The organism is Spirosoma soli (assembly GCF_042684525.1).
Classification (GTDB): Bacteria; Bacteroidota; Bacteroidia; order Cytophagales; family Spirosomataceae; genus Spirosoma; species Spirosoma soli.
Window position 1 is genome coordinate 199,310 of sequence record NZ_JBHULN010000010.1, and the last position, 14,633, is coordinate 213,942.

General features: G+C 47.1%; 14 protein-coding genes. 5 read left to right on the forward strand and 9 right to left on the reverse strand.

The window, feature by feature from the left end:
- Positions 1 to 23 precede the first annotated feature (23 nt).
- A complete protein-coding gene (locus ACFSUS_RS17435; protein ID WP_381524793.1) occupies positions 24 to 737 on the reverse strand; it encodes a LexA family transcriptional regulator in 714 nt (237 codons plus the stop codon).
- Positions 738 to 858: 121 nt separating this feature from the next.
- Between ACFSUS_RS17435 and ACFSUS_RS17440 the strand changes: the two genes are divergently transcribed.
- Complete coding sequence (locus ACFSUS_RS17440) at positions 859 to 2,124, forward strand: DNA polymerase Y family protein (RefSeq protein WP_381524795.1); 1,266 nt, start codon at positions 859 to 861, stop codon at positions 2,122 to 2,124.
- On the opposite strand, the gene ACFSUS_RS17445 is transcribed toward ACFSUS_RS17440, so the two are convergent.
- The gene (locus ACFSUS_RS17445) at positions 2,119 to 2,937 is read right to left on the reverse strand and encodes an Fpg/Nei family DNA glycosylase (protein ID WP_381524797.1); all 819 of its coding nucleotides are present in this window, start codon (positions 2,935 to 2,937) and stop codon (positions 2,119 to 2,121) included. The genes ACFSUS_RS17440 and ACFSUS_RS17445 overlap by 6 nt on opposite strands.
- A 384-nt stretch (positions 2,938 to 3,321) precedes the next feature.
- Here ACFSUS_RS17445 and ACFSUS_RS17450 point away from each other — a divergent pair, with 384 nt between their 5' ends.
- A complete protein-coding gene (locus ACFSUS_RS17450) occupies positions 3,322 to 4,266 on the forward strand; it encodes a hypothetical protein (protein WP_381524799.1) in 945 nt (314 codons plus the stop codon).
- A 106-nt stretch (positions 4,267 to 4,372) separates the two neighbouring features.
- On the opposite strand, the gene ACFSUS_RS17455 is transcribed toward ACFSUS_RS17450, so the two are convergent.
- The 4 genes from ACFSUS_RS17455 to ACFSUS_RS17470 are packed head-to-tail and all read right to left on the reverse strand — an operon-like array spanning position 4,373 to position 7,564.
- Entirely contained in the window at positions 4,373 to 4,813 is a 441-nt protein-coding gene (locus ACFSUS_RS17455) for a hypothetical protein (RefSeq protein ID WP_381524801.1), read from the reverse strand.
- A 13-nt stretch (positions 4,814 to 4,826) separates the two neighbouring features.
- Complete coding sequence (locus tag ACFSUS_RS17460; protein WP_381524802.1) at positions 4,827 to 5,681, reverse strand: transglutaminase domain-containing protein; 855 nt, start codon at positions 5,679 to 5,681, stop codon at positions 4,827 to 4,829.
- Between the two features lie 52 nt (positions 5,682 to 5,733).
- Positions 5,734 to 7,164, reverse strand: coding sequence for a serine hydrolase (locus ACFSUS_RS17465; RefSeq protein WP_381524804.1), 1,431 nt, complete (start codon positions 7,162 to 7,164; stop codon positions 5,734 to 5,736).
- Positions 7,165 to 7,177: 13 nt separating this feature from the next.
- Positions 7,178 to 7,564, reverse strand: a complete 387-nt coding sequence (locus tag ACFSUS_RS17470; protein ID WP_381524805.1) for a DUF3887 domain-containing protein — start codon at positions 7,562 to 7,564, stop codon at positions 7,178 to 7,180.
- 251 nt (positions 7,565 to 7,815) lie between these two features.
- Here ACFSUS_RS17470 and ACFSUS_RS17475 point away from each other — a divergent pair, with 251 nt between their 5' ends.
- Complete coding sequence (locus ACFSUS_RS17475) at positions 7,816 to 8,574, forward strand: hypothetical protein (RefSeq protein ID WP_381524807.1); 759 nt, start codon at positions 7,816 to 7,818, stop codon at positions 8,572 to 8,574.
- A gap of 134 nt (positions 8,575 to 8,708) precedes the next feature.
- On the opposite strand, the gene ACFSUS_RS17480 is transcribed toward ACFSUS_RS17475, so the two are convergent.
- Both ACFSUS_RS17480 and ACFSUS_RS17485 read right to left on the reverse strand, forming a co-directional pair.
- Positions 8,709 to 10,322 (reverse strand): OmpA family protein, encoded by a 1,614-nt coding sequence (locus tag ACFSUS_RS17480; protein ID WP_381524808.1) that lies wholly within the window; start codon positions 10,320 to 10,322, stop codon positions 8,709 to 8,711.
- 88 nt (positions 10,323 to 10,410) lie between these two features.
- Positions 10,411 to 12,705, reverse strand: a complete 2,295-nt coding sequence (locus ACFSUS_RS17485; RefSeq protein ID WP_381524810.1) for an ATP-dependent helicase — start codon at positions 12,703 to 12,705, stop codon at positions 10,411 to 10,413.
- A 104-nt stretch (positions 12,706 to 12,809) separates the two neighbouring features.
- Between ACFSUS_RS17485 and ACFSUS_RS17490 the strand changes: the two genes are divergently transcribed.
- Positions 12,810 to 13,376 carry a Uma2 family endonuclease gene (locus tag ACFSUS_RS17490; protein WP_381524812.1) on the forward strand — a complete coding sequence of 189 codons (567 nt, stop codon included), beginning with the start codon at positions 12,810 to 12,812 and terminating at the stop codon, positions 13,374 to 13,376.
- A gap of 5 nt (positions 13,377 to 13,381) precedes the next feature.
- Here ACFSUS_RS17490 and ACFSUS_RS17495 read toward each other — a convergent pair whose 3' ends face one another.
- A complete protein-coding gene (locus ACFSUS_RS17495; protein ID WP_381524814.1) occupies positions 13,382 to 13,822 on the reverse strand; it encodes a hypothetical protein in 441 nt (146 codons plus the stop codon).
- A 180-nt stretch (positions 13,823 to 14,002) separates the two neighbouring features.
- Between ACFSUS_RS17495 and ACFSUS_RS17500 the strand changes: the two genes are divergently transcribed.
- Complete coding sequence (locus tag ACFSUS_RS17500; RefSeq protein ID WP_381524815.1) at positions 14,003 to 14,623, forward strand: RNA polymerase sigma factor; 621 nt, start codon at positions 14,003 to 14,005, stop codon at positions 14,621 to 14,623.
- Positions 14,624 to 14,633 lie beyond the last annotated feature (10 nt).

Consider the following 14,633-nt stretch of genomic DNA (forward strand, 5'->3'; position numbering starts at 1 on the left):
ACCTGCTTAACAATTCTTTTAACTTACTCAACCGGAGCTTCAACGATCGTTACGATCTTCCACAGCCCCCGAATGTCCTGTAGCGGAACCGTTACGTTGCCACCGTTCGGATTATCTGAATGTAGGGTAAGGTACTTGCGGGTTAAGAGCTCGTTGTCTCGAATCCGTTTAACCACGAAATAGTCGCGGTACATAACGGCGTACACTCCTCCTGACTGATATTCCCAGTCGCTTTCGCTAATAGGTACTGCCAATACTTTTGCGCCATGGGCCAGTTGAGGGCTCATGCTATTCCCCGAAATCTCAATGACCACGGCACGCTTGTGACCTTTTGTGACGGAGGCCCGAACCAAAAACGTCTCCGCTTCAGTAGCGTTAGACCCGTCGGCAAAACTTTCTACAAAACTGGCGTAAAACCGAACAGGCACAAACGGCACCTCTACCGTATCATCGGAAGCAGGGATTAACGTAGCATTCGTTTCGGGGGCATTTAGAATCGGAAGATGCCCACGAATCAGAAAATCGGCACTGATTTGTGGGTAACAGGCTAACAGGCTCATGATTGTATCATACGACGGTTTGGCCCGGCCATTTAGGATGTTATAAAATTTAGATGGGTTCTCTCCCAACTCTTTAGCTATCTGGTAGATAGTAATGCCTAATGCATCGAAAACCTGCTTCAGACGATCTTGTATGCTCACTGTATCGTTAATTTTTTCTGAACATTTTTCACCCATTGTAGTATGGATATATTGCTACTATAATACAAGTAAAATATATTGCGCTTGTATTACAACAAACATACTACAAATACAGACGTATGATAGCACTGTCTGCAACTTTATTATCGGAAAATTAATGAACCGGAACCGACTTTCCACGCATACGTTACCTACGGTGCTATTTATCGATATGAATAGCTTCTTTGCCTCCTGCGAGCAACAGGCCAACTACTGGCTTCGAGGCCGACCAGTAGGTGTATGCGTGTATACGAGCAAGCATAGTTGCATAATTTCGCCTTCTATAGAAGCTAAGCAGCGCGGAATCAAGACAGGGATGCGGCTAGACGAAGCCATCGTATTGTGCCCAGATTTGGTACCAATCGAAACGCACCCGGATCGTTATCGTAAGTTTCATACCGACGTCGTTAACGTGCTACGGCAGTTTTCGGACGACGTCGTACCAAAGAGTATTGATGAAGCTGTAGTTGATCTGACGAATTATCAACTGGCTTATAAAGACATGCGGCAGGTAGCTCATGACATCAAAGCGGCTATTCGTAAAAACGTGGGCGAATGGCTGCGATGTTCAATTGGTATCGCTCCCAATGTATTCCTGGCCAAACTAGCATCGGATGTTCAGAAGCCAGACGGACTGGTTGTCATTACTCCCGAAACGATTGATGATGTCCTAAGCTCACTAACCTTGCTTGATTTGCCGGGTATTGGCCGCCGTATGGCAGCTCGCCTGCAGGAACAGGGTATTCTTACGCCTTTGGATCTACGGTATGCTTCGCCCCAGCACTTACAGGCCGTTTGCAAAAGTATCGTCGGCTGGCATTGGCACTTGCGGCTCAACTTCGGGGGCGAGGTCGATTTAGCCGCCAATACTGAGTATAAAAGTATGTCGGCTATGCGTACGATCTCTGCCGATCAGCGAAGTTCGTATGAACAGCTTGACGAACTCCTGCAATCGCTTTGCTTAACACTCGAACGGCGGATGGTACGTCAGGGTGTGTTCTGCCAGGAAATGTCTTTCTCGTGCCGATACCACAACGGTAAGACCTACAATTACGAAGTACGCTTTTCCGATCCAAAGCAAGACGGACCTGAATTATACCAAATCATTTGCCAGCGTTTAGAAAAATTTCAGCAAGCACACCGCTGCGAGCCGGTATTAAATGAACATTTACGTAGCATGTCGGTAACCATCTTTCGGTTCATTCCTACCGACGTTGTACCCCTGAGTTTGTTTGACAAAAATGTACGTAAAGACAAGCTCAGGCAGACTCTGTACGATATTAAAGCCAAGTTTGGCACTGATAAACTTATGCGGGCCACCGAGCTCCGAGACAATCCTGTGTACCGGGATGTGATCGGGTTTGGCAACATAAAGGACCTATAGCTTTACTTGATCCTTAGGACAGAAGAACGTAGTGCGCCCGCCAACGACCGAACGCTCAATGCGCGTGGCACAACGCGGGCAAAATTTATGGGCCTCAACATCATCGTAGGGTGAATCGTCCCACTCCCGCACGTGGATAAGAAAGCTGTTCGGGAAATCTCGGTAGGTAGCCTCGTATCGGATAGCGGTTTCAAGAACTAGTCGAATAGCATTGTGGAGCTGAGCCATTTGTGCGTCAGTCAGCGTATCGGCACGTTGTTCGGGATGAATAAACGCCTGAAAAAGCACTTCGTCGACAATCCAGTTGCCCAATCCAGCCACTACGCTCTGATCGAGCAAGACGGGTTTGATTAAGGCTTTTTTGCGACGAATACGCTCGGCGAGCTCAGACAGAGAGATGTCTAAGCCATCTTTTCCAATCTTCTTACGCTGTAAAAACTCATCAATGTTATTAATAAGGCCGACCCGCTCAAACTTACGGGGGCAAAGAAAACCAAGGTTAAACCCGCTGCTGAATTCAAACACAATGCGAGCAAACCTTGGTCGATCGAGAGACGCGTGGTAGTACTCTAAATCGCCGGTCATTCCGAAGTGCATATGAACAATTGCACCAGGGACGTCAGTTAATACAAATAAATTTTTACCCACTCGTCGGGTTGCCGTAAACGACCGCCCAGCCAGTGTATTCATTAACAAGCTATAATCAGTCGTTAGTAATTTTTTATCCTCTACTTCAATATGGCTGATAGGCTGGTAGAGCGCCGATGTTTCCAGGTATTGGCGTCGGATTTCAACTTCGGGTAACTCAGGCATTATTTATAGATTTAGCAGACAATTGTTCATGATGTTAGATCGTTACAAAACCCAACAATGATCTTGCGGGTGAACAAACCACATCATTATATCAAGATAATGTATTTATTATTCGGCTTATCTCCTTGTTTATCAGTACGTACTTCACTATGATTCAGCCACTTGACCGAAAACTTTTTTAGACGGCAATCGGTTAACGTCCACAATACGTTGGTATAAAGCAACGTTCCGTCAATATGTTTTCACTTTTTTAATTGAGAAGCCCCATAGCAAAACTTTACTTTTTTTACCATTACTACATAGGCAGATGTAACAACTTTTACATAACCGCGAGAGCGGCTTTTTCAAGTATGTGCATGTTCAACTGTTAAACTGAAAATTGCTATGGAGAACAACCCGCAAAAACCTAGGACCAACGGTGCCCTGCTGGCAGCCCTTATTATCATGACAGGCTTGGCTGGGGTATCGAGTTATTTGTACTTCGATCAGAAGAAAGTATCGGAAAATCAGGAGGTGACAATCTCTGAACGCGTAGAAGAACTGTCAACAACCCGCGTTAAGTTAGATTCTATCTCAACGGCGTTGGACGCTAAGATTGCCGAAGTACAAAAACTAGGGGGTGATATTACAGAGTTAGAAAAAGTAAGAACCCAATTAGAGCAAGACAAAGCGGCCCTGCGTCGTGGCAATCGGGTCTCGGCCATTTCACTAGCCAAATACGAAGGAAAGATTAAGCAGTATGAAGCATTCCTGGTAGAAAAGGACACGCTTATTGCTAATCTTCAGCGCGAAAATGTTACTCTGGCTACCAACGTCAAAGTGTTGGACGAGGAAAATACGGGGCTCAAAACTGAAAAGCAACGGCTTACAGACTCAGTTACGAACGTAGTGGCCCAGAACCAGGAACTCAGTACAAAAGTAACGCGGGCTGCCGCCTTAAAAGCACAGAACGTGAAAGTGTTTGCGGTTAATGCCAAAGGCAAGGTGAAAGAAGATGATGCTTACAAAGCAAAGCGTCTCGATAAGATTAAGCTGGTTTACACATTGCTGGATAACCCGCTAACGAAGGAAGAGCCTAAGGACGTTTATGTCCGCGTGCTTGATCCTACCGGAGCTGTTGTGTCAGATATGGCTAACGGATCCGGAACGTTCCAGGTCGACGGCAATGAGACGATCTATACCACTAAGCAAACCGTTAACTACACTAGCAACGGTCAGAATGTAGAGTTGCTTTATACTCGTGGCATTCCTTACAAACCAGGTAAATACACCGTTGAGTTGTATTCTGAAGGTTTCCGTATCGGAGCTGGTGAGTTCGCAGTCCGGTAATCAACAGTCTTACTATATTACAAAAAAGCGCGGCTCCCAACGGTGCCGCGCTTTTTACTTAACGCATTTATACTAACCATTTGAAAAGAGCGTAACTAAACTCCTACTATTTGTATCCTGAGAAATACAAAGTGTTTTGAGGATTATTCGATTGCACAGAAATCCTGAGCAGTTTACCCTGCTTTTCCATACCACTATCGGTAAAGATCCGGTCCGCCTGTAATGTACCGATGCTCGAATCAGCAACCCTCAATTGAATGGCCTCCGTCTGGCGACTCAGTACAACATTTGGAATCTGCCGAATATCTTTATTCGGATACAACCGGGTATAAACCAGTGTTACAGTACTGTCTGACTCAGTTCTCAATTCAGCAAAGGGCATTTTGTCGGCAGGAACAGCAACGCAGGAAGGATCAAGAAAAAAATTAGTTTGATACTTACCGGCCACTTCAGCCGCTAATGACGACGAATTAGGCTGGACGTCATTGTCCTGCTGACAGGCGGTTAACGAGCCTAACAAAGCGCAGAAAAGCAGTCGTTTATTCATCGTCTGTTGCCAATTAAGTAGAAGATCCAATTGATGTAGAAAAGGTTGGAATCGATTCAGATTTTTTTTCATTAACGTCGGCCGTCGGCTCATCCGCGTCTACCCATACCTTCATGTCATTCAGCGTCATTGGCCCAAACTGCGTCGTGAAGGCCACATCAGCCGCATCACGGCCATAGGCAACCGTAATGCGATTACCACGTGGTTGCTCCTGGGTAGCGTCGAATGTAAACCAACGACCATCTACATACGCTTCAAACCAGGCGTGGAGATCCATCGGATCCAGTTGATAGAGATAACCTACAACCATGCGAGCTGGAATGTTAAGAGCCCGGCACAGCGAAATGCCTAAGTGCGTGAAATCGCGGCATACACCGATGCGTTTATCAGCCGTATCAACTGCCGATGTACTGGCATCACTTGTGCCATATTGATACGTAACGTTTTTATGAATCCACTGACGAATAGCTTCTGCCTGGTCATAGCCAGGTTCTACGCCATCGGTAATTTGAGTAGCCAGGTCGCCCAGCTGGTCTGACTGGCAATAGCGGCTGGGTAGTGTGTAATGCAATACGCTATCTGGTAGCTCCTCAACGGGTGTGTAGGGAGCCCCCGGCGCTACGTCACTTTCATCGGCAGTTTGAACCGTTGCCGAAAAGTGAATAGAAAATGGCCCTTCAGGCGCCACAAGCCGCTGGCAGAGATTACCATACATGTCGGTAAATTCAGTGACATTGACTGCCGGCGTAATCTGGTATTCTTCGCGAATGATCCACTGCCCCGCTCCCGAACGAGGGCGTAGCATTAGTACTAATGGTGTTGGTTCCTGGGCGTCAAACGAGAGTTCGCAGCCAGCGTTGAGTTGCATGGTGTATGTGGCGAATGGTTTTTCTACTTAATGCTTGGCTGTTCTATTTTGTTCAAAGTGAAGCCGCTTTAATTATCTTCCAATCCAGACCGTCTAATGGTGCTGATACAGAATTAACTAATATGACTATTCCTGTCTTATGAGCAGGGTTGAACCCTACGAAGCTGCGGAAACCGCCTGTTCCACCGTTATGCCACAGCCAGCCCGTTCGGTTGATGATATGCCATCCTAACCCGACTGTCTCGACCGGGTTGGCACCGCTGAACGTCTGCCGGTGCGTAAATTCAAAATCTTTTGCCAGCTCAGGTGGTGCTGCTCCTAAGTTAGCCTGAAGGTAGCGTAGCAAATCAGCGGTTGTTGACCGAATGGCCCCCGCACCCGCTAAAGCCTGGAATGCCCAACTAGGGGCTACTAAACCACTTTCGTTATAGCCCGTAGCTAAGTTAGTGGTATCGTCCGGGGCTAGCGTAATATTCGTTTGTTGTAAGCCAAGTGGCTTATTGATCACTTGATTCAACAACTGCTCATACGACTGACCAGATTTGCGGGCTATAATGGTCCCTAACACGCCCATGGCTAAGTTCGAATACTCGTAAGTTGTGCCAGGACGATAGTTGAATTTGGGCTTTTGTAGGTAGGTGAACAGAAGTGGCTCAGTATAAACAGCATATGGATTTTGGCTATCAAATCCGTTTCCTGCGCTCCAGTTTCCTGCCATTCGTGGCAAACCCGACGTATGATTAGCCAGCATTTTCAACGTAACAACAACGCCTTCATGTTTTAGAAGCGGAATAGAATCAGGTAAGTACTTACTAACCGGATCCTCAAGCTTTACAAGGCCGCGTCGGACGGCATCAGCTAATAAAGTCGCCGTAAAGGTTTTACTAACTGAGCCAATCTCAAATACCGTTGTTCTATCCGGAATACGTCCGGTTCCCTTAGCTGTTTCCCCGTAACCGTACGTGAACAAGCTATCATTTCGTAGAATACCCACACTTATTCCAACGGTGGTAGCATTGGTTACGTAATTCTGTAGGGCTTCGTCAACTTGACGGTCGAGGCTGGTCTTAAGCGGGTTGTTCGTTAACACCTTCGCTGACCGAGCAACGGCTGTTTCGCGAAATGGCTGAAGGGCAAACAAAGCGATCTTCTTTTGCTGATCCAGGTTTAACAAAAAGTCCATGGTCGCCTTCTCAAACAACGCTTTAAAATGAAACGTACCCCCAATCAGCACAGGTCTGTCAGACGATTTCCATTTGCCTAAACTGGCGACTGCTCCTGAAATAAACGACCGGAACTGAGCTTCTGAAATCTGTTTTTGAAACAGGTCATTCGTCAAAGCATACAGCGTCTCGGGCTGGTTGGCGTTGTAAGCGTTCCGAACAAGCGTTTCGGTCGAATCTAACGACCGATCTATGGGCGGCTTCTGTGCTAAGGTGGCACATGAAACCAACCAGCACATCACCGCTAATAAACGTACCATAATATTGTCAGGGTTATTCAAGCGGCTTAAACAAAAATGTTTCAATCTTACCTTGCTTATCCTGACTTATATAAAAGTCCAATGCTGATAGCGCAAACGTAGCTTTGTAGCGAGCTACCCCCTCTTTAATGCCGCGCGATTCGATAGATACCCATTTGCCAAGCTGACCAGCAAACTGCCCCGTTATTTCCTTGGTCTTGTCCAACGAAATCTGTTCTTTAAAGGCAGTGCCCATTAAGGCGTATAGTGAATCAGGCTGATTGTTATTGATAAAGCGTTGAGCCAGCTTAGCCAACGAATCCAGCTTGGCAGTATTTACAGAGCTAGAATCAGATGTTGTCTGTGCTGAAGCCAGTAGCGAAACCAGAACACAGGTAACAACAAGCGTAAGGCGTTTCATATAATTTTGGTATGAGGTTGGTTCAGCCAAAGGTAAATTCTTTGCTTTAACCTAGCATTTAAATAGGAAGGCTTGCTATATATCTTTTTTAGCGGCTTATCAGCCAGATAAATGGTTTTAACTAGGCCCGTTATTGTAACCATTTACATTTTAACATTTACACTAACAACATACGAGGCACTTACCTACATTTTATTTTGTTTTTATTTATATTTACAGAACATACTACATAAGTTAAGCCTATTAAGGCAATGAATACACAACCTGACTTGATTACTGGCATTTATAATTATTGTGACACCTGGTGTGAGCGTTGTCTGTTTACCAGCCGCTGCCGTAGCTTTCAGATTCAGTCTGAAACGGGTTTAACTAAAGCGCTGGATACAGAAGGAAATTTAGTTCAGCAGTTGACCGAAGCGTTAAATCTCACCAAGCAATACATTGAGAACTTAACTCGGTCTCAGGAAAATTCCGGACTTAATGAATTAACCGAGCAGCAAACCCAGGCGCTCGAAGAAAAAGCCATTCGGCGAGAGTCGGCTCGACGGCACCTGATCTCGGAGCTAGCGAACGAATACATGCGCCTGAGCGGCATCTGGTCGAAAGAAGAGAAAGGCCTGCTCGAGCAAGCGGGCCAACAGCAACTTCGTGAAGTTGAGCTTGGCCTGAAAACTCAGGAAGAAGCAATGCCGTTGCTCAACGCGTTGAAAGATGCCTGGGAAATGATTCGATGGTACCGGACGCTGATCCCCGTTAAGACGCAGTCAGCCTTACGCGCGTTGTCGGAGCCCAGCGCTGATGTCCATCTGATGAATTATCACCTTGGCAAAGCCAAGCTGGTACTTGTAAGCATAGACCGCTCGTTTATGGCCTGGCAAACGATGATACAGCATTACCCAGAGAAAACAGATGACCTCCTCGACATGCTATCCTTACTGAGTCGCCTTCGTCGTGAGCTTGAAGCGTTATTTCCAGAAGCCCGAGCCTTCCAACGGCCGGGATTAGATTAATTCGGTTTGTGCTTTATGATATTCGGTTTCGTCGGTCTGTCGCTATGGTGGCTGACGCGTACATCTAAGTTTGTCTGTGGATCACTATAGCGACGGACTGCCGTAAGCCGAATACTGTAAAGCGTAAACCGAAACTACTTCTTCACAATAACGAATTCTACACGCCGGTTTTGCTGGCGTCCTTCGTCGGTATCATTTGTAGCGACCGGTTTTGATTCGCCAAACCCTTTACTGCCCACTCGATCGGGTTCGATGCCTTTGCTGATAAAATACTCGCGAACGGCATCGGCACGGTCCTGCGAAAGCTTGGCATTGATTTCGTTGGAGCCCGTGTTATCCGTATGACCACGTACTTCGATAACCATTTTTGGCGCTTCATTTAGCGTCGTCACTAACCGGTCGAGTTCAGGGCCCGATTCCGGACGTAGCTCCGATTTACCCGTGTCAAAGAAAATATTGTTTAAGCGTACTACGCCCCCTTCTTTAATCGGCACCATCTTTAATTCTTTGCCTTTAATCTCCTGAAAGCCTTTTGCTTGGGTTAGGTCTACGTTATCACCTTCTGCAATAAAATCTTTAGCAATAGCGCGCATGCTGTATTTTTGACCGTAAGGAAGCACAATTTTGTATTCACCCGTAATTGGATCGGATGTTGCCTCGCCTACTTCAGCGCCGTCTGACAAGGTCTGGTAAACGATGCGAGCCTCAACAGGTTTACCGGTGGTTTGGTCAATCACTTTCCCGCTTATCAAAGCAACAGGATCTGGACGAGTACTCGGAGCGCTCGCCAAATCACCTCCACCACCCACTTTACCAGGTTGATTACCGGGCCGGTCGTCCGTGAGCTTAACACGCACAATATCCCCTTTACCGAGGGTATTCTTGAACGTTGTCAGGTATGCGTAATCGCCCGAAGCTGCGAGGGTGTAATAGGCGTCATACCCATCAGTATTTACGTTCGGCCCAAGATTTACTGGTTTTGACCAGTGCTTCCAGGTTTTGTCAACACGCTTGCAAACATAGATATCATTATTGCCCAGGCCGCCATCCCGGTCACTGGAGAAGTAGAGTGTAGCGCCATCGGGAGCTAGAAATGGAGTTGTCTCCGTGAACTTCGTGTTTACTTCCGGTCCTAAATCCATTGGTTTTGACCAGGAGCCATCTTTCTGACGGAAGCTCACATAAATATCATCCTCCTTGCTATTTTTCTTCTCGCTGAACGCCATCAACAGCACCTTTCCATCCGCCGACATAAACCCGCAGTCGAACTGCCCTTTACTCATGTTTACATAGCCGGGAATGTCCATTTTTTGCGGGGGGGACCAGCCGTTTGCCGTCCGTTTGCTGATCGAAAAGCCACGTGTTTCATAATTGCCGTTTGTATACGACCCTTTCACGAGCATCGTATTGCCGTCAGGCGTAATGCTGTAGGCGCAGTTGTACTCATCTTTATTCAGCGGAAAGCCCATCCGTCGGGCCGGGCCCCATTTACCGCTGGCGGCATCGAGTTCGGAGTACCAGATGTCCTGGCTTCCCTTGGCGCCGTGCGTGTTATTAGGATGACTAATGCGGGCAAAGTAAAGCGTTCGGCCATCGGGCGTAATCATCGGATTGATTTCGTTGTATTCCGAATTGACCTGATTCCCTAGATTCTCGACTCTAGACGAATCCTTACCTGTCTGGCCGTAGCTGCAGACAGACAATAGTAGAAAGAGCAAGCTGGCGGTAATGGTACCGTTAGCATTCATGATGTTAGGCAAAGGGATAGTGGGGTACTCGGTGTCTAAACGACAGATACAGCGAGTTTTGTATAAGGTTTATGCCTTCGTGATCTCATTAAGTAACCACCCGCAGCTTCGCAAAACTCAGCAACAACACCTTCTCTCCTGCTTTCTCGAACTGAATCGTTGCTTTGCGCTCGGTGCCGTTCACATCTACACTTTTAACCGTTCCAAAGCCAAACTTAGCGTGCTCAACGCGCTGACCAGCAGCTAAGTCGGCAGTGCTGGTTGGTGCAAAATCTGCCGAGGGCGTATGCGTAACGGTCGGTTGAGGTGCCTGCCGTTGTGCCGTTTTCTGTGCCAACGATCGTACAAAGGCCATTGACCCAGTTGATGTTGTTTCGCTACGGTCGCGCTCGGGTCGATCGAAATCCATTCGGCTTGGAGCAGAGCGTAGCTTCGACATTTTCAGGTAGCGCTGATCAATTTCCATCAAAAACCGGCTTGGCTCGCACATTTTCAGACGGCCGTAATGATAGCGCGTCTCAGCATACGACATAGTCAGGCGTTTCTCGGCGCGGGTGATGGCCACATAGAACAGACGGCGCTCTTCTTCCAGGTCATTCCGGCTTTCGAGCATCATCTGACTTGGAAATAAGTCTTCTTCCAAGCCAACAATATGAACATTCTTAAACTCCAGCCCTTTTGCCGCGTGGATAGTCATTAGGGTTACCTTGTCGTTATCTCCATCGTCCTCCTTTTCGTCGGCCGTAGTCAGCAGCGATACCGATTGCAGGAATGAGCCAAGACTTTTGTCTTCGTTATCAGGGTTATCGACGTACTCCTTAATAGCGTTGAGCAATTCCTGTACGTTCTCGTAGCGGGCAAGGCCTTCAACGGTTTTATCGTCGTAGAGTTCCTTTAACAAACCCGATGCTTTGGCAATGTGCGAAGCCACTTCAAAAGCGTCTTTCTGATCGAGCAGTAGTTTAAAGCTTTTAATCAGGTCAGCAAAACCCTCAATAGCAATGGCCGCCCGTCCAGCTACGTGCTTGCTAATTTCAGCAACTATCTCCCAAACAGAATCCTCTTTCTCGGCCGCAATGACACTGATTTTAGCTACCGTAGTATCACCAATACCACGCTTAGGCAGGTTGATGATCCGTTTGAACGCTTCTTCATCCTGCTGGTTGACCGTAAAGCGCAGGTACGCAATCAGGTCTTTGATTTCTTTTCGCTGATAGAATGATAAACCGCCAATGATACGGTATTTGATGCTCATCTTACGCAGGGCTTCTTCAAAGGCCCGCGACTGCGCGTTAGTCCGATAAAGAATCGCAAAGTCGTTGTTTGTCAGCGACTCGTTCATCTTCGTTTCAAAGATGGCTGAAGCAACCAAACGGCCCTCTTCATTATCGGATGACGCTTTGATTACGTCAATCAACGGGCCTGCTTCGTTGGCCGTAAAGACGTGCTTCTCAAGTTGGTTCTTGTTACGAGCAATAATCGAGTTAGCTGCCTGTACGATGGTATCAGTGGAGCGGTAGTTCTGCTCCAGCTTCACAATCTTAACGTTCTCTTTGCCGTAGTCACGCTGAAAATTCAGAATGTTGGTGATGTCAGCGCCACGGAAGGCGTAAATACTCTGCGCATCGTCGCCCACGACGCAAATATTCTGATGAACTGCGGCCAATTTGCGGGTGATGAGGTACTGTGATACGTTGGTATCCTGAAACTCATCGACCATAACATGCTGAAACTTATGCTGGTATTTGTGTAAGATGTCCAGATGATCGCGGAATAACACGTTGGTATTGAATAGCAGATCGTCGAAGTCCATGGCGTTGGCCGCGAAGCACCGTAACGCGTACTGCTTATAAATCCGGCCAATGTGGGGCATTCGGGCGGCATCATCATCGGCCTGAATAACCGAATTATTAATGTAATCATCCGGGCCGATAAGCCGGTTCTTTGCCCCCGAAATCCGACCGAACACGTTGTTAGCGCGGTACACTTTATCGTCCAGTCCCATCTCCTTAATGATGCTTCGGAGCAGTGACTTTGAATCGTCAGTGTCGTAAATCGAGAAGTTACTTGTGTAGCCAATCGCTTTCGCTTCAATACGCAAAATCTTCGCAAATACCGAGTGGAAGGTACCCATCCAGATATTACGGGCCTCAGTACCCACAACTTTTTCGATCCGGTGGCGCATTTCACCGGCGGCCTTATTGGTAAACGTCAGCGACAGAATCCGGAAAGGATCAACGCCGTTTTCGATCAAGTAGGCAATGCGGTAGGTCAGCACACGGGTTTTGCCCGAACCGGCTCCCGCTATAATCATCAGCGGTCCATCGCCGTGCATAACGGCCTCCCGCTGGGGTTCATTCAATCCAGAAATGTAATCAACCATTAGCTCGCTTCTATCCCTCTATAACAACCAAAACTACGAAAAAATTTGGTCGGGGTCGTCCTAAAAAAGGGTATCTTTGAACAGAAACCAGTCTGTTTAACTCTATGATTGCCACATCAACACCGTCCTTACCGTTACCGGCTAATCTGCAGAATGTGGATGAATTTGAGCAGTGGCAGCGGCAGCACATCCATGAGGGTAGCTACGAGTTTGTTAGGGGGCGAATCATCGAGAAGAAGGAAATGAAGCAAGCTGAATATCTGATTTTAAAGTTCCTGACACGCTTATTTGCTAAGACAGCTGCTTATGAAAGAGGGGATGAATTAACACCAGAAATGGACTCTTACGTGGATGAGACACGAAAACGCCGACCCGATTTAGCTTACTTTTCGTTGTCTCAAATTCAGGAGACAGGCAAAGGTATTCGCCAGAGAACCCGCTTTGCTATTGAAATCCTGTCCGACTCTGAGTCGTATCAAGATGTAATTGATAAAGTTCAGGACTACTTCGACGGAGGAGCCGAGCTGGTTTGGTATGTAATTCCAGAAAGCAAAAAGATTTACGTGTATACCTCACCCGACGAGTCGAAAGCTTATAAAGGAACCGACGTTATTTCAGCCGCGCCGGTCGTACCGGATTTCCAGTTTACCGTGGGTAATTTGTTTGCATAATTGCATTACAGCATCAGCCCCATATCAACGCCCATCACCTCCGAAAACGACGAGGCTGTTGCTACGCCCCCATCGCCTTTCCGGTAACGCAGCCACTCGCGGGTTTTGTAATTATAGACGAAGCCTTCGAGGATGCCGTAGTCATTCTCTTCAATAAGATAGATTGCTTTTCTCAGATCATTTCGTTGCCCGTTTGTCTGGCATATCTCAATAATAATCTTCGTTTCCTCAGCTATTTTATCGTATAATAATAAGTCCGGCACAGCATGACCAGGCCCTTCGTTTAATGGGGTTTCAGGGAGCGGCTCTACCGTTATTGATTTTTCACGATAGTATAATATTCCTAGCTCCATAGTGAGCTTACTAATCACACGTTGATGATCAAAAGGTGAGTTCGTACCATCGTCCTGCACCTGAAACGGCGCATTATAGCTCAAATCATACATGATAAAGCCCTATCATTACACCCTAAGATAGTGTCTAAACCATTGACAACGAATTTATTTCATACACTTGTATAAATGTGAGCCGAATAAAACAGATTTTTTTCGTTGTTAATGCAACGTTCTTATTTGGGGTCTGTCTTTCTCCTGATTACAACCTAAACCACTGGACCGCTGAACCTGTTGGACTCGAACCGAAATAGCACCCGTCCGGGACAGGACGGCGAGGGTACGTCCTTCCGGCCGGTCGGACCGCCTTATCCAGACCGTCATGCTGAATTGGTCAAACGCTGCCAACAGGGCGAGCGACGGGCGCAGTATGAACTTTATCAGCAGTACGTGAAAGCCATGTATAACGTCTGCCTACGGATTTTAAATCACGAGGCCGAAGCTGAAGACGTATTGCAAGAGGCTTTTATGGACGCCTTCAATCACATCAACTCGTTCCGGGGGCAAAGCACGTTTGGTGCGTGGTTGAAGCAGATTGTTGTTAACCGAGCCATCAATCACCTGCGTAGTCGACGGCTGGAGCTGGTCGATATAGACTCGCACCGCTTGGGGGAAGACGACGGCCCCGACTTTGCCGATCCCGAGCCTTACGACGAAGAAAGTGTTCAGCTGGAAGTAGCGCGGGTCCGACAAGCGATGCAGCAGTTACCAGAAGGCTATCGGGTAGTGCTATCGCTGTATTTGTTTGAAGGATATGATCATGAAGAAATTGGTAACGTTTTAAATATTAGTGAAACCACATCAAGGACGCAGTATTTGAGGGGAAAGAAACGATTGATGGAATTACTTAAATAAACAACAAAAC

Bases quoted from the DNA above. Each gene is read 5' to 3' on its own strand.
- ACFSUS_RS17460 (WP_381524802.1), bottom strand. From the start codon at position 5,681: ATGCAACTCAACGCTGGCTGCGAACTCTCGTTTGACGCCCAGGAACCA.
- ACFSUS_RS17435 (WP_381524793.1), bottom strand. From the start codon at position 737: ATGGGTGAAAAATGTTCAGAAAAAATTAACGATACAGTGAGCATACAA.
- ACFSUS_RS17485 (WP_381524810.1), bottom strand. From the start codon at position 12,705: ATGGTTGATTACATTTCTGGATTGAATGAACCCCAGCGGGAGGCCGTT.
- ACFSUS_RS17440 (WP_381524795.1), top strand. From the start codon at position 859: ATGAACCGGAACCGACTTTCCACGCATACGTTACCTACGGTGCTATTT.
- ACFSUS_RS17475 (WP_381524807.1), top strand. From the start codon at position 7,816: ATGAATACACAACCTGACTTGATTACTGGCATTTATAATTATTGTGAC.
- ACFSUS_RS17480 (WP_381524808.1), bottom strand. From the start codon at position 10,322: ATGAATGCTAACGGTACCATTACCGCCAGCTTGCTCTTTCTACTATTG.
- ACFSUS_RS17465 (WP_381524804.1), bottom strand. From the start codon at position 7,164: ATGGTACGTTTATTAGCGGTGATGTGCTGGTTGGTTTCATGTGCCACC.
- ACFSUS_RS17445 (WP_381524797.1), bottom strand. From the start codon at position 2,937: ATGCCTGAGTTACCCGAAGTTGAAATCCGACGCCAATACCTGGAAACA.
- ACFSUS_RS17455 (WP_381524801.1), bottom strand. From the start codon at position 4,813: ATGAATAAACGACTGCTTTTCTGCGCTTTGTTAGGCTCGTTAACCGCC.
- ACFSUS_RS17470 (WP_381524805.1), bottom strand. From the start codon at position 7,564: ATGAAACGCCTTACGCTTGTTGTTACCTGTGTTCTGGTTTCGCTACTG.
- ACFSUS_RS17490 (WP_381524812.1), top strand. From the start codon at position 12,810: ATGATTGCCACATCAACACCGTCCTTACCGTTACCGGCTAATCTGCAG.
- ACFSUS_RS17450 (WP_381524799.1), top strand. From the start codon at position 3,322: ATGGAGAACAACCCGCAAAAACCTAGGACCAACGGTGCCCTGCTGGCA.
- ACFSUS_RS17495 (WP_381524814.1), bottom strand. From the start codon at position 13,822: ATGTATGATTTGAGCTATAATGCGCCGTTTCAGGTGCAGGACGATGGT.